Origin of the sequence: Bradyrhizobium aeschynomenes (genome assembly GCF_013178945.1) — a bacterium.
GTDB lineage: Bacteria > Pseudomonadota > Alphaproteobacteria > Rhizobiales > Xanthobacteraceae > Bradyrhizobium > Bradyrhizobium aeschynomenes.
In genome coordinates this window covers 609,612-624,430 of record NZ_JABFDM010000002.1, presented here as the reverse complement: position 1 = coordinate 624,430, position 14,819 = coordinate 609,612, and the positions used below count along the sequence as shown (strand labels likewise).

At 64.9% G+C, this 14,819-nt stretch carries 11 protein-coding genes; 7 read left to right on the top strand and 4 right to left on the bottom strand.

Translation table 11 applies throughout. The annotated features are described in order from the left end of the window. Positions 1–55: 55 nt before the first annotated feature. A complete protein-coding gene (locus HL666_RS07480) occupies positions 56–1,792 on the bottom strand; it encodes a methyl-accepting chemotaxis protein (RefSeq protein ID WP_172180648.1) in 1,737 nt (578 codons plus the stop codon). 440 nt (positions 1,793–2,232) lie between these two features. On the opposite strand from HL666_RS07480, the gene HL666_RS07475 reads away from it, so the two are divergent. Together HL666_RS07475 and HL666_RS07470 are read left to right on the top strand one after the other, a co-directional pair. Next, positions 2,233–3,819: a B12-binding domain-containing radical SAM protein gene (locus HL666_RS07475; protein ID WP_172112064.1), complete on the top strand. Its 1,587-nt coding sequence runs from the start codon at positions 2,233–2,235 to the stop codon at positions 3,817–3,819. Between the two features lie 391 nt (positions 3,820–4,210). Then, on the top strand, positions 4,211–6,568 hold the full coding sequence (locus tag HL666_RS07470) for an efflux RND transporter permease subunit (protein WP_172180646.1): 2,358 nt from the start codon (positions 4,211–4,213) through the stop codon (positions 6,566–6,568). Positions 6,569–6,849: 281 nt separating this feature from the next. Here the strand turns inward: HL666_RS07470 and HL666_RS07465 are convergent, their stop codons facing one another. After that, positions 6,850–7,344: a hypothetical protein gene (locus tag HL666_RS07465; protein WP_172134224.1), complete on the bottom strand. Its 495-nt coding sequence runs from the start codon at positions 7,342–7,344 to the stop codon at positions 6,850–6,852. Between the two features lie 477 nt (positions 7,345–7,821). Here HL666_RS07465 and HL666_RS07460 point away from each other — a divergent pair, with 477 nt between their 5' ends. From HL666_RS07460 to HL666_RS07440, 5 genes are all read left to right on the top strand, one after another. Beyond that, complete coding sequence (locus HL666_RS07460) at positions 7,822–8,055, top strand: hypothetical protein (RefSeq protein WP_172112067.1); 234 nt, start codon at positions 7,822–7,824, stop codon at positions 8,053–8,055. Between the two features lie 223 nt (positions 8,056–8,278). After that, entirely contained in the window at positions 8,279–9,157 is an 879-nt protein-coding gene (gene hpnC / locus HL666_RS07455; RefSeq protein ID WP_172112068.1) for a squalene synthase HpnC, read from the top strand. Beyond that, entirely contained in the window at positions 9,154–9,993 is an 840-nt protein-coding gene (hpnD, locus tag HL666_RS07450; protein WP_172112069.1) for a presqualene diphosphate synthase HpnD, read from the top strand. Before hpnC ends, hpnD begins: the two co-directional genes overlap by 4 nt. Continuing rightward, positions 9,993–11,243 carry a hydroxysqualene dehydroxylase HpnE gene (gene hpnE / locus HL666_RS07445; RefSeq protein WP_172180645.1) on the top strand — a complete coding sequence of 417 codons (1,251 nt, stop codon included), beginning with the start codon at positions 9,993–9,995 and terminating at the stop codon, positions 11,241–11,243. The genes hpnD and hpnE overlap by 1 nt, the downstream gene beginning before the upstream one ends. A gap of 349 nt (positions 11,244–11,592) precedes the next feature. After that, positions 11,593–12,357 (top strand): phosphorylase, encoded by a 765-nt coding sequence (locus tag HL666_RS07440; protein ID WP_376698580.1) that lies wholly within the window; start codon positions 11,593–11,595, stop codon positions 12,355–12,357. 271 nt (positions 12,358–12,628) lie between these two features. Here HL666_RS07440 and hpnH read toward each other — a convergent pair whose 3' ends face one another. Both hpnH and ispH read right to left on the bottom strand, forming a co-directional pair. Next, entirely contained in the window at positions 12,629–13,777 is a 1,149-nt protein-coding gene (hpnH, locus tag HL666_RS07435; RefSeq protein WP_172180643.1) for an adenosyl-hopene transferase HpnH, read from the bottom strand. A 34-nt stretch (positions 13,778–13,811) separates the two neighbouring features. Further along, positions 13,812–14,738 (bottom strand): 4-hydroxy-3-methylbut-2-enyl diphosphate reductase, encoded by a 927-nt coding sequence (gene ispH / locus HL666_RS07430; protein WP_172180642.1) that lies wholly within the window; start codon positions 14,736–14,738, stop codon positions 13,812–13,814. Positions 14,739–14,819: the final 81 nt, after the last annotated feature.

Sequence of the window (14,819 nt, the reverse complement as noted above, 5' to 3'; positions counted from 1 at the left end):
CGTGCCGTCGATTGCGGGCGGCGGTGCAGCCTCGGCCGCCCCGGCCGCCCGCCGATCAACCGGCCTTGCGAAGGCCCTCTTGCCCGGAGGGACCCGAGCGCAGGTTCTGGAAGAACTTCTCGACCTCGCGGGCGAGCGTCTGTGCGGTCGAGTTGAGGTCGCCGGAGGCCGACAGAACGGAGGAGGCGGCGGTCGAGGTCTCTCCGATCGCGTCGCGCAGTGAGCCGATGTTCATGACCAGCGTCTGGTTGCCATGGGCAGTGGATTGGGCGTTGGCCGAGATCTCCCGGGTCGCCTGATCCTGCTGCTGGATGGCGTTGGAGATGTTGGAGGTGATCTCGTTGATGCCGCGCACCGCCTGGCCGATCTCGCGGACGGCATCGACCGCGGTCTTGGTCGAGGCCTGGATCAGGCCGACGTTCTGGCTGATCTCCTCGGTCGCCTTGGCGGTCTGTCCGGCCAGCGCCTTCACCTCGTGGGCGACCACCGCAAAGCCGCGGCCGGCCTCGCCGGCGCGCGCGGCTTCGATGGTCGCGTTCAGGGCGAGCAGGTTGGTCTGCTCGGCGATGGTCTGGATCAGCGTCAGCACGCCGTCGATGCGCTGGGTGGCGGCGGCGAGGCCTTCGATCTCGGTGATCGACTTCTCGGTGCGCTGGCCGGTCTGCTCGACGGCACCGGCCGACTGTCGGATCTGGCGGCCGATCTCCTCGACCGAGGCCGAGAGCTCCTCGGCCGCGCTGGCGACGGCGGAGACGTTGGTCGACGCTTGCGAGGTGGCGCCGGCCGCGGTGTCCGCACGCTCGTTGGCGTTGGCGGTCAGCCGCGTGATGGCCTCGGCGGTGCTGCGCATCGCCGCGGCGTTCTCGGTGACGGTCCGCATCACGCCGCCGATGGCAGTGCGAAATTCCTCGACCGCGCTCTCGATGTGGCGGGCTCGGGCTTCGCGGATTTCGGAGTCTTGCGAGACCTGGACATTGAGGTCGCGGTTATGGGCCATCGCCTGCTGGAACACGCCGATGGCGCGGGCCAGCTCGCCGACCTCGTCGGCGCGCCCAGCATAGGGCACTTCGACGTTCTCGGCGCCGGTGGCGACCCGGCGGATCGTATCGGTGATCTGCGACAGCGGCCGAGCGATCAGACGGGCGATGATCACCACGCCGGCTGCGACCAGAATCAACATCAAGCCGCCAAGTCCGGTCAGCATGAGCGAGAGCTTGTTGTTCAGCGCCGTTTCTTCGGCGATCTTCGCTGCGCGCTCGACATAGACCTTGGACAGCGCTTCGAGGTCGCTGTTGAGTGCCTTGCGCACCGAGCGATTGGCGTCGTTGTCGCCCCACTCGCGTCCCGCAGCCGGGCTGATTTCATTGGCACGGCGCACCAGTTCGGCGCGGAATTCGACGAATTGCTCGATCCGCTTCTTGAAGGTTGCGAATTGCTGGGCGTCGTCGGCCTGGACGATCGTCTTCCATTTGTCGACGACCTTCAGAATCTCGGCATTGAACTTCAGCAGGCCGTTGCCGTATTGTTTCACGATGGCCGGGTCCGTCGACATATAGACGCCGCGCGACTCCATGACGACGGCGTAGACGAGGCCGTTGACGAGCTGAACGTTGTGAGCGGCGAGATTGGCCGTCTCGATCGCTTTGATGAGCTCCGTGGCCCGCCGCGAATTGTAGTCGGACAGCCAGGTGATCGCAGCGGTCAGCAGGGCAAACAATGCGAAGATGGCGTAGAGCTTGACTGCGATGGACTGGCGCGTGGCCGTCCTCGTTGACGTCGGACGTGGGGTCATGAGAGCGAATACCGCAGGGTTGGGCAACTACGCCGGAACGCTTGATTATTAGTAGTTATGCAAAAGCTTCATGGAGAAAGCGTTAAGTGGACGCTGTCAGTACGATGCAACCCACGCGCACTTCGTCTGATATTTCAATCGATTAGTAGGTGCTTCGCAGCGCGGTTGGAGCACTGCCGTATCCGGTCGACTACGGAGGAGGGATGCCGTCTTCCAGTGTTCCGTTACCTTGCAAACGCATTGCAACTGGTGCCCGGTGAGCAAATCTCCGGGTTCTCGATCGCTCGTGGAACTGAGTGGAACTTTACAGCGCCGCCGGCATTTGCGCCGACCGTCCTCGGCGCAAGGCGTGACTGCGGCTCAACTTTTCCGGAAGGGGTGGCGAAGCTGTGTCTGTCGCCGTAAGGTAACGGGATAACAGTTTGTTGCGAGGACAGTCGATGAGATTCGCACACATTGAAACGAAGCGCCGCATCCTTTGTGTGTTTCCGCGCTACACCTCCTCGTTCGGAACCTTCGAGCACGCCTATCCGCTCACGGACGGTATCCAGGCCTTCATGCCGCCGCAGGGGCTGCTGCTGATCGCAGCCTATCTGCCCAGCGCCTGGGAGGTGCGCTTCATCGACGAGAACATCCGCCCCGCGCAGCCTGAAGACTTTGACTGGGCGGAAGCGGTGTTCGTCAGCGGCATGCACATCCAGCGCCAGCAGATGAACGACATCTGCCGGCGGGCGCATGAGTTCGATCTGCCGGTCGCGCTCGGCGGCCCGTCGGTGAGTGCTTGTCCGGACTACTATCCCGACTTCGACTATCTGCATGTTGGCGAACTCGGCGATGCGACCGATGCGCTCATCGCGCGCCTGGCCGAGGATGTCTCGCGGCCTGCGAGCCAGATCGTGCTGCGCACCGGAGAGCGCGTTGCGATGACCGACTTCCCGGTGCCGGCCTATGAGCTGGCCGAGGTCAGCAAGTACTTCCTGGGCAGCATCCAATATTCCAGCGGCTGTCCCTATCAATGCGAGTTCTGCGACATCCCGGGCCTTTACGGCCGCAACCCGCGCATCAAGACGCCGCAGCAGATCATCGCCGAACTCGACAAGCTCAGGGAATGCGGCGTCACCGGCTCGGTCTATTTCGTCGACGACAACTTCATCGGCAACCGCAAGGCCACGATGGAGTTGCTGCCGCATCTGATCGAATGGCAGAAGCGCACCGGCTATGTGATGCGGCTCGCCTGCGAGGCCACGCTCAACATCGCCAAGCGCCCCGAGATCCTGGAGAAGATGCGCGAGGCCTATTTCATCACCATCTTCTGCGGCATCGAGACGCCCGATCCGGATGCGCTGACGGCGATGCAGAAGGACCATAACATGATGGTGCCGATCCTGGAGGGGATCAGGACCATCAACAGCTACGGCATGGAGGTCGTCTCCGGTATCATCATGGGACTGGACACGGATACGCCGCAGACGGCGGATGCGCTGCTGCAATTCGTCGAGGAAAGCCGGATTCCGCTGCTCACCATCAATCTGCTGCAGGCGCTGCCGAAGACGCCGCTGTGGGATCGCCTCGAGCGCGAGGCGAGGCTCGTTCATGACGACGGCCGCGATTCGAACGTCAAATTCCTGATGCCGTATGACGAGGTGGTGGCGGCGTGGCGGCGTTGCATGGACGTGGCCTATGAGCCGGAGCGGCTCTATGCGCGCTACCAGCATCAATGCGACCATACCTATGCCAACCGCATCAAGGTCCCAGTCAGCGACGAGATGAAGAGCTGGCCGAACATCAGGCGCGGGCTCGTGATGCTGGGGAAGATCATCTGGAAGGTCGGCGTGCTCGGAGACTACAGGCGGCCATTCTGGCGCTTCGCCTGGGGCCAGCTGAGCCGGGGCAACGTCGAGAACTTCATCGCGGTGACCATGATCGCGCACCATCTGATCATGTTCGCGCGCGCCGCCTCGCGCGGCCATCAGAACGCGTCGAACTACTCGATCCGGCTCCGCGAGGCGGCGGTTCCGGCAGGATGACGGTCATCCCGTCGGCCGGAGGAAGCCCGGTTGGCGCGGGCTGCCCCGGCAGTGCCATGCAGCAGGCGACGTGACGTCGATTGAGTGAGCAAGTCAGGCATCGGCCTGGGACTTGCGACGACGGCCCGCGCGTGGGGTCTTTTCAAGCGCGGCAGAATCGTGGCGTGATCGGCGGCAGATGCCGGCTCGCCGTGTTGTGTGGCTGCGCATGGTTGCGGCCGGGGCGTGAACCCTGCTAGACCCGGCTCCGACAAATTTTCACGTGTTTTCAAGGATTAGCTTCGGCTGCGGGCCACAATGCGGTCATCTCTGCTTCGCTGAGCGGCCTTATTTCTGCCCTATGCGCTCAGGCCTCCCGAATTGGGCCACGCCGTAACTCACTGGACCCCGCATGCTGGAAGTCAGGCACGACAACGAAGTCCATGTCGAGAAGGTCGAGCACCGGCCGGCCGACAGCATCGCCTTTGGGATCGAGCGCGTCGGCCTGCTCGCAGTCAAGGTGCCGATCCTCTCCTGCATCGTCCTCCTGGTCCTGATCGTGGCCGCGGTCTTCGGCATCAAGCGAATCCAGATCGACGATTCGCTCAGCCAGCTTTTCCGCTCCGACAGCAAGGAATTCCACCAGTACGAAGAGGTCACGAAGAAGTTCCCGGCCGAGGAGTTCGACGTCCTCGTCGTGGTCGAAGGCAAGACCCTGCTCGCCCGGCCCAACCTCGAGAAGCTTCGCGACTTCGTGACCGACCTGCAACTGGTCGAGGGGACGCGCGGACTGGTCTCGCTGTTCTCGGCCCGCCAGGCGCCGGCGCCCGGCAAGCTTCCGGCCGCGCTCTTCCCGTCGGATCTCCCTGAGGGCGAGGCCTATGACAAGTTCATCGAGACGGTGAAATCCAACGAGATCATCCGCGGCAAGCTGTTGTCGGAGGACGGGACGCTCGCTTTGATCGTCTTGTCGCTGGAGCCGAAGGTGGTCGCCTCGAACGACCTCGGCAAGGTGGTCGGCGAGATCAGAAAGCTGATGGCCGACGACCTCGCCAGTACCGGGCTCAACGTGCAGCTGTCCGGCGTGCCGGTCATGCAGCTCGAGATCCGCAACGCGGTCGAGCGCGACGGGCTGACCTACAACGTGCTCGGCATTCTCGCCGGCTGTATCATTGCCATCATCTTCTTCCGCAAGGTGTCCTTCATGATCGCGGCGGCGTTTCCGCCGCTGATCGCGATCCTGCTCGCGCTCGGCGCGCTCGGCTGGGCCAATTTCAACCTCAACATGTTCCTGAACGTGATGACGCCGCTCATCATGGTCATCAGCTTCTCCGATTCGATGCAGCTCACCTTCGCCGCCCGCGACCGCCTGATCGCCGGGCAGGACAAGGTGACGGCGTTCAAGAACGCCGTGCTGGTCGTCGGCCCGGCCTGCGTGCTGACCCACGCCACAGCCGGCATTTCCTTCATCGCCCTGCAGTTCTCCGACAGCGACCTGATCCGGAAGTTCGGTGAGGCGGGGCTCGCCGCCACCATCATCGCGCTGATCGCGGTGCTGTCGCTGGTGCCGGTTTTCGGCGTGCTGCTGGTGCGCAACGAAAAGACGTTCGCCGTCAAATTCCAGGGCGCCGATGCCGGCGTCCAGGCGCTGCGCAATTTCTGCTACTGGATCGCGGTACGCATGGTCGGCCGGCCCGGGCTGTTCAGCCTGATCGCGGTGGTGTTCGTCGGCGGTCTGGCGGTGGTCTATGCGAGCCTGGAGCCGCGCTACCGTCTCGCCGACCAAGTGCCGGACAAGCAGCAGGCCGTAGCGGCGAGCAATCGTCTCGACGCCAAGCTGACCGGCGCCAACCCGGTCAACGTGCTGATCCAGTTCCCCAAGGGCGCCTCCCTGTATTCGCCGGAGACGTTGCAGACGATCGCCGACGTTCACGCCACGGTCGAGAAGACGGCGGGCGTCGGCAACGTGTGGTCGGTGGAAACGCTCCGGCGCTGGCTGGCAGAGAAGGCCGGCTCGTCGGATACCGCGACCCTGCAGGAATACGTCAACTTGATCCCCGAGCATCTGGTGCGCCGCTTCATCGACAAGGAGCAGGACGCCGTGGTCGTTGCCGGCCGCGTGCCGGACCTCGATTCCAGCCAGCTGCTGCCGGTGGTCGACAAGCTCGATCACGAACTCGACGCGGTGCGCAAGAAGCACCCCGGCTATGAGGTCGCGGTCACCGGCCTTGCCGCGATCGCCGCGCGCAACTCCGCCAGCATGATCCAGAAGCTGAACCACGGGCTCACCATCGAGTTCGCGCTGGTGGCGATGTTCATCGGTCTCGCCTTCCGGTCCTGGGTGGTGATGCTCGCCTGTATCCTGCCGGGGATCTTCCCGGTCGTGATGTCAGGAACGCTGCTATGGGCGATGGGGGAGGGGCTGCAATTCGCCAGCGTCGTCGCGCTGACGGTCTCCTTCGGCCTCGGCCTGTCGGCGACCATTCACTTCCTCAACCGTCTGCGGATGGAGAGCGCGCCGGGCGTGAGCGCGGCCGTCGCGGTGGAGCGCGCCACCGTGCTGGTCGGTCCGGCGCTGATCCTCACCACGGTGGTGCTGGCCTGCGGCCTCGTCGTCACCGTGTTCTCGGACCTGCCGTCGCTGCGGCTGTTCGGTTGGCTGAGCGCGTTCTCGATGGTGGCTGCGCTGTTCGCGGATCTCTTCATCCTCCGCCCGACGGCGATGTTCCTGATCAACCTGTCGCAGAAGCTGAAGCGCAAGCCGGTGTGAGGCGAGGGGCTTGGTCAAACCCGGCGCATACCGTGATCGCCCGCGAGGTCGGCGCTGTAGATCCACACACAACTGTCATCGCCCGGCTTGACCGGGCGATTCAGTACGCCGCGGCCCATCGGCTCCATCACGACCGCCTCTGGAATACTGGATCGCCCGGTCAAGCCGGGCGATGACAGCGGGGCTTGAACTCCGAGCCTCCATCGACGCTTCAGCCAACAAAACAAAACGGCCCTGACATCGTCAGGGCCGTTGGCGTATTCAGCTGCTGATAAAGCGGCTCAGGTCTTCGACATCGTGATGTTGACGCCGCGGATCTCGCCCTTCGAGGAGATCTGCACGACCTGCTTGTTGCCGCTGGTCTTCAGGGTGATGCTGGCGGCGAAACCGGCGGCCTGAACGAACACGTCGATCTGGCCGTTGCCGGCGGTGCCCTGCAGTTCGCCGTTCACGTTGCGGCTCGATTCGCTCCAGTTTCCGGAGATGCGGTCGCCCTGGCTGGTGACGTCGCTGGACAGCAGGAACTTGTAGCTGTCGCTGGCGCATTGCAGACTCTGCTTCAGATTGGCGCCGGCCACCTTGTAGCTGGCTTTGCAGCGGATGCGCTCGGTGGTGCCGTCGGACAGCGCGACCGTGCCGTTGCCCGACCACGATCCGTCGAAGCCGGCGAACGGGCCCGACTGCGCATGGACGGCGGTCGCCGAGATGACCAGCGCTGCGCCGAGACCGGCGGCCTTGACGAGGCGCCCGGAGAAAGGTGAGCCGAACAGTTTCATATCGAGTTTCCCATCCAAAATGACACCGTTGTGCCGGCGTGTGACGCCGCTTCGAACACTTTGGTGTTCTCGCCGAAGGTTAGGTTCAAATGACGGCCGGTCGGGCGGTGCGACCGGATGCCATGATGTCAACACGCCTGCAGTGCGATGGGTCGGGCCAAAGGCCTTTCGTCGCAAAACCGCTGCAACCGCAGCCCCCGGCGGCCGCCGCATCTAACGGTGGCCGCGGCATGCTTGCAACAGCCAAATGCGAAAAACGCGGCCTCAGAATAATGCCCTAGTATCAACGCCTTGTTTGTGCCAAAGCTGTGATGGCCGAGCTTGAGCTGCTCGGACCATAGGGCGCGAATTTGGCCGCATTTGGCAGCGTACCTCCGGCGCTGGGGGGCTTGCGGTCCTTGCCAAACCAAACAGGTTTTTCCCGGGCAGCGACGGCGATCCGGGAGGTGACCTCTGCTGTCAAAATGAAGGAACACGATGCGTAAGATTTTCCTGGCACTTTCCCTGCTGTCGCTGACCGTTTCCACCGGGGCCTTCGCGCAAGGCGCGCGTGGGACCGCCGAGGAGCAGGCGGCGTGCACGCGTGACGTTCAGAAGTTCTGCCGTGCTGTGATCGATCAGGGTGACTTCACCATCCTGGCGTGCCTGAAGGAGAACCGCTCCAAGATCAGCGCGGATTGCGACAAGGTGCTGAAGACCCACAACCAGTAAGCGGTTGCCGTTCGGAGCCGTTGCTTCCGATCTGTCTTGGTTAACGGCCGCCGGCTCGCCCCGTCAGGGGAAGCGGCGGCCGGGCCGTATGGGTTGTCCGATATCGATTGCATTGGTTTTGGCCGGATCTTCGCCTATATGGAGGCCAGCAATCCGTTCGCATCAGCGAAGCGGCGGGCATTGTTTTCCGTAAGCCCCTTTCAACCTGATAGCTGTTTCGTCCATGACCACCGCGAGCGATTTGCGATCCGGCAAGACACACCGGGACGAGAACTTTCCGGTGGCCTCCTGGATCATCCGTCCGGAGCATCGAGGGCTGATCCTCGCCTTCTACAATTTCGTGCGCACGGCCGACGACATCGCCGATCATCCGAGTCTGCCGGGCGACGAGAAGTTGCGGTTGCTCGATCTGCTGGAAGCCGAGCTCACCGGGGCAGGCGAGACCCAGGACGTCGCCGTCAATTTGCGTCGCGCGCTGGCCACGCGCGGAATGTCGCCGCGCCACGCGCTCGATCTCCTGGTCGCCTTCCGCATGGACGTGACCAAGCTGCGCTACGAGAACTGGGACGAAGTGATCCACTACTGCCGTTATTCGGCGATGCCGGTCGGCCGCTTCATGCTGGATGTGCACGGTGAGTCGACCGCGACCTGGCCGGCGTCGGACGCGATCTGCGCCGGCTTGCAGATCAACAACCACCTGCAGGACTGCGGCAAGGACTACAAGGCGCTCAACCGCGTGTATCTCCCGCGCGATGCGCTGGCCGAGGCCGGCGCCACGGTCGAGATGCTCGGCGAGGCCAAGTCGCCGCCGCCGCTGCTGACCTGCCTGCAGAGGCTCGCCGTCCGCAACGCGGCGCTGCTCGAGGAGGGCAGGGACCTCAACAGCGGCGTCAAGGATTTCCGCTTCGGACTGGAGATTGCCGTGATCCAGGCTTTCGCCGACCGCATCGTGGCGCTGCTCCAGGTGCGCGATCCGCTCAGCCAGCGCGTGCATCTTTCGCCTGCGGGCATGCTCGGCCTCACCTTCACGTCGGTCATGGGTGAGATCGGCCGCCGCGTGGCCGGTCGTCATCCCGTCAGCAAATCGGCGGCCGGCGCATGACCCTCGAGGCGACTGCAGACAACGTCGATCACGGCACCGCCGCGTCCGGCAGCTCGTTCTATGCCGCCATGCGCATCCTGCCGCGCGCCCAGCGCGATGCGATGTTCCAGGTCTACAGCTTCTGCCGCGAGGTCGACGACATCGCCGATTCCGACGGCCCGCGGCCCGAGCGGCTGGCGGCGCTGCAGAAATGGCGCGACGACATCGATGCGCTGTACCAGGGCAACCCGCCGCCGCGGCTGCGCGACTATGCCGGTTCTGTGAAGACGTTCGGGCTGAAGCGCGAGGACTTCCTCGCCATCATCGACGGCATGGAGATGGACGTGCCGCAGGAGATCCGCGCGCCGGATCTCGCGACGCTCGACCTCTATTGCGACCGCGTCGCGAGCGCGGTCGGCCGTCTCTCGGTGCGCATCTTCGGCATGCCCGAGGAGGACGGCATCCTGCTCGCCCACCATCTCGGCCGCGCGCTGCAGCTCACCAACATCCTGCGCGACATCGACGAGGATGCCGGGATCGGCCGGCTCTATCTGCCGCGCGAAGCGCTGCTGTTCGCCGGCATCACCGGCGACGATCCGGTCAAGGTCATGCAGGAGCGCGCGCTGCCCAAGGTCTGCAACTCGGTTGCGGTCAGGGCGAAGACGCATTTCGAGAAGGCCGACGAGATCATGCGGCGAAATCGCCGGCGCGCCGTGCGGGCGCCGCGGATCATGTCGAAATATTATCGTGCCGTGTTCGATCTCTTGCTCGAACGAGGCTTCGCGCTGCCGCGCGAGCCCGTCCGCGTGAGCAAGCTCACGAAGATCGGCATCATCCTCCGCTACGCAATCATCTGATGCAGAAGACAGCTCACATCATCGGCGCCGGCGTGTCCGGCCTTTCCGCCGGCGTGCGGCTCGCCAATGCGGGCTACATCGTCCATGTCCACGAGGCGACGCAGCAGCTCGGCGGCCGCTGCCGCTCCTATTACGACGCCGCGACTGATCTCGTGATCGACAACGGCAATCATCTGCTGCTGTCGGCCAATCACCATGTGCTGTCCTATGCCCGCGCGATCGGCTCGGAGGCCGGGCTGGTCGGGCCGGAGAAGGCGCAGTTCGCCTTCGTCGATGTCAAGACCGGGCAGCGCTGGCTGCTCGATCTCGGCAATGGCCGGCTGCCGCTGTGGGTGTTCGACGAGAGCCGCCGCGTGCCTGACACCGGGCTCGGCGATTATCTCGCGCTGTCGCCGCTGATCTGGGCCGGCACCGACAAGACGATCGGCAGCACCATTCCCTGCAAGGGCACGCTGTATGATCGGCTGGTGCAGCCGCTGCTGCTGGCGGCGCTGAACTGCGATCCGCCGGAAGGCTCGGCGGGGCTTGCCGGCGCCATCGTCCGCGAGACCTTGCTCGCGGGAGGGCAGGCCTGTCGTCCCCTGATCGCGCGCGACGGCCTGTCGGGCGTGCTGATCGACCCCGCGGTCAAATTTCTGGAGGGCAAGGGCGGCAGCGTCCGGATCGGCCGCGAGTTGCGCGGGCTGGAGAGTGAGGCCGGCCGTGTGACCGGCCTCAAGTTCGGCGGCGACGAGACCGTCGCGCTCGGGTCGTCCGATGTCGTCGTGCTGGCGGTGCCACCGCGACCCGCCATGGCACTGCTGCCGGGACTGACCGGGCCGACCAAGTATCGCGCCATCGTCAATGCCCATTTCCGCATCACGCCGCCGAAGGATTCGCCGCCACTGCTCGGCGTCGTCGGCGGCCTGGTCGAATGGCTGTTCGCCTTCCCGCAGCGGCTCTCCGTCACCATCAGCAATGGCGACCGTCTGGTCGACATGCCCAGAGAGGAGCTCGCGGCCGCCATCTGGGCGGACGTCTGCAAGGCCGCCGGGATCTCGGGCGAGCTGCCGCCGTGGCAGATCGTGCGTGAGCGCCGGGCCACCTTCGAGGCGACGCCGGAGCAGAACGCGCTGCGCCCGGGCGTGAAGACGCCATTCGGCAACCTCGCACTGGCTGGCGACTGGACCGACACCGGCCTGCCGGCCACGATCGAGGGCTCGGTGCGCTCCGGCGATCGCGCCGCGGACCTGCTGCTCGGGCGCGGCTGACCAGCAGGCCGGCTTCATGCCGAATCTGGGCCGCACGGCCATGCCGCCCGCGTCGCGATTCTCACATTTTCGTGGCGTAGTTTTTGCTTAGAGTTCCCTGAGCGGTTTGAGCCGGCGCTGGCCTGTTCCAGGGCGGAACAGCGAGAGCGGGACCAAATGGCAACACCGGGCAAAAAACGCGTGGTGTGCGGGTGCAGTGCGGCGCAAACAGGGTTTCCTCGCGGATTTTTTCTGCGTAATCCTCGGTTTGTTAAGGTCTTTCCGCTCTGGCGCCACCGCGATTGGGGCTTGGAACAATGACGAAGCGACGTCGGCAAGTGATGTCGAATAAGGTGTCAGGGGTCGGATTGTGAAGTTGGGGATGGGGGACGAAACGTCCGCGGATCGCCCGATTGATCCGCGGCCGGTCTTGGTCGTGACGGGATTGGTGCAGGAGGCCCGCATTGCGGCCGGGCCCGGCATGATGGTCATCTGCAGCTCGAGCGATCCCAAGCAATTGCGCTCGCTGCTCACCGTGTTCGATCCCACCTCGATCCGCGGCGTCGTGAGCTTCGGCGTGGCCGGCGGCCTCGATCCGAGCCTGAAGGCCGGCGACATCGTCGTCGCGACCGAAGTGACCGCCGGTGACGCCCGCTGGCTCTCCGGCCTGTCGCTGCGCGAGGAGCATATTGCCCGCGCCGCCCTGAAGAAGCGCCGTGTCGTGCGCGGCGTGCTTGCCGGCGCCGAAGAGGTGGTGGTGGCGCAGGCCCGCAAGGCCGCGCTGCGCATGAAGACCGGTGCGGCCGCCGTCGACATGGAGAGCCACATCGCCGCCGCCTATGCCGCCGAATACGGGCTGCCCTTCGCCGCGTTGCGCGTGATCTCCGATCCCGCCCATCGCACGCTGCCGTCGCTCGCCAAGGACGCCATCAAGCCGAACGGCGACATCGACCTGCCGATGATCCTGCGCGGCCTCGCCCGCAATCCGACCGTGCTGGGCGGCCTGGTGTCGACGGGCATCGAGTTCAACCGCGCCCTCCGCTCGCTCCGCGGCGCCCGGGACCTGCTGCTGAGCGGTCTGCTCGCGGCCGAGCATTTCCTCGAGTCCGAGACCTTGGCCGCCGCCGAGGCGTAGGGCTCCGGCTGGCGAATGATCGTCGGCTTTATCGGCTAAGGCCCCGATAATCCCGCTTGCTCCGTCCTTGTGAGCGCAGCGAAGCAATCCAGAGTGGTGTGCGGAACCTGGATTGCTTCGCTGCGCTCGCAATGACGTGTGGAGAGAGCTTCGCTCAGAGGCGCAATGCCTGCACTGGGACTGGGCGCGCCTACGAGCCCATAGCACCTCAACGAAAACGGCCGCCGGTTGCCCCGGCGGCCGTTTCGCTGTGGTCTGATGGTCGGGCGGCTCAAGCCGCGGTCGACGCCTTCTGCTGCGCCTCGACGGCCTCGTCGCGGCGGATCTCGGAGAGACGCTTCTGCACCTCGGAGGAGAACACGTACTGCGCCGGGCGCTGCTTGGAGAGGTCGATCTCCGGCGCCATCGGGCCCTCGGTGCGGATGCCGCGCAGCGACACGGCCATCGCCTTGATCGGGTTGCTCAGCGCAGCGTTCGCTGCGGTGGCCTCGTAGCCGCAATGCGCCATGCAGTCGGCGCACTTCTCGTACTTGCCGGTGCCGTAGGAGTCCCAGTCGGTGGTCTCCATCAGCTCCTTGAAGGTCTTGGTGAAGCCTTCGCCGAGCAGATAGCAGGGCTTCTGCCAGCCGAAGATGTTGCGCGCGGGCATGCCCCAGGGGGTGCACTCGAACTCCTGGTTGCCGGCGAGGAAGTCCAGGAACAGGCCGGAATGCATGAAGTTCCACTTCTTGCCCTTGCCGAGCTTGAAGACATCGCGGAACAGCTGCTTGGTCTTGGTGCGGTTCAGGAAGTGCTCCTGGTCCGGCGCGCGCTCATAGGCATAGCCGGGCGACATGGTGACGCCGACGCCGAGCTCGGTGGTGAAGTCCAGGAATTTCGCGATCTCTTCGGCCGGGTGGCCGTCGAACACGGTGGCGTTGACGTTGACCGTGAAGCCGCGCGCCTTGGCGGCCTTGATCGCGGAGACGGCGCGGTCGAACACGCCCTTCTGCGACACCGCCTTGTCGTGATGCTCGCGCAGGCCGTCGAGATGCACCGAGAAGAACAGATACGGCGACGGCTCGAACAGATCGAGCTTCTTCTCGAGCAGCAGCGCGTTGGTGCAGAGCGAGACGAATTTCTTGCGGGCGACCAGGCCGCGGACGATCTCGCCGATCTCCTTGTGGATCAGCGGCTCGCCGCCGGGGATCGCCACCATCGGCGCGCCGCACTCGTCGGCCGCGTCCCAGCACTCCTGCGCGCTCATGCGGCGGTTGAGGATCGCATCGGGATAGTCGATCTTGCCGCAGCCGGCGCAGGCCAGGTTGCAGCGGAACAGCGGCTCCAGCATCAGCACGAGCGGATAGCGTTTGCGGCCGAGAAGCTTCTGCTTCATCAGATAGGCCCCGATACGCAGTTCCTTATGGAAGGGGATTGCCATTACGTCTCTTCTTTCTGGACCAAACGAGGACCGATCAGCCCGCGACCAGCTCGGCCGGCAGGCGGAATTCGATGTTTTCTTCCCGCCCCGGGACCACCGCGACCTCAACCGGTCCGATGCGCCGCAAAGCCTGTATCACGTCGTCGACGAGCACTTCAGGGGCCGAGGCGCCGGCGGTGATGCCGACGGCCTTGGCGTCCTTCAGCCAAACCGGATTCAGCTCGCTCCCGTCTGCGATCAGATAGCTCGCGATCCCGGCCTCGGTGCCGATCTCGCGCAGTCTGTTCGAGTTGGAGCTGTTGGCGGCGCCCACCACCAGGATGACGTCCACCAGCTTGCCCAAGTCCCTTACCGCAGATTGCCGGTTCTGTGTCGCATAGCAGATATCCCGGATATCGGGACCTTGAAGGTCTGTAAAGCGGGCCTGGAGGGCTGAAATGATGTCCTTGGTGTCGTCCACGCTCAGCGTTGTCTGGGTGATATAGGCCATCGGGGTGTCCAGCGGCAGGGGCAGGGCCGCCACATCGGCGGTGTTCTGCACCAGGTACACTGGTCCGGGGACTTGTCCCATCGTTCCCTCAACCTCCGGATGTCCGGCATGGCCAATCAACACCAGGGTACGGCCCTTGGCCATGTAGCGCTTGCCCTGATTGTGGACCTTGGTCACCAGCGGGCAGGTGGCGTTGAGCACGGGCAGCCCGCGGGCCGCAGCTTCCTCCTCGACCGTCCGCGCCACGCCATGGGCGCTGAACACGGTGACGGCGCGCGGCGGCACCTCGCATAGATCCTCGACGAAAACAGCGCCCTTGGCCTTCAAGCTCTCGACCACGTGCTTGTTGTGCACGATCTCGTGACGCACATAGACCGGCGGGCCGTACTTCTCCAGCGCGCGCTCGACAATCTCGATCGCGCGCACGACGCCAGCACAAAAACCGCGCGGTTGCGCGAGATACACCTGCAAGGGACGTCCGTCAGCCACGTTGCCTCACTTTCGACCTGCCACCTCCGTGCGTGCGAGTGGGGTGCAATATCCGCACCAGGC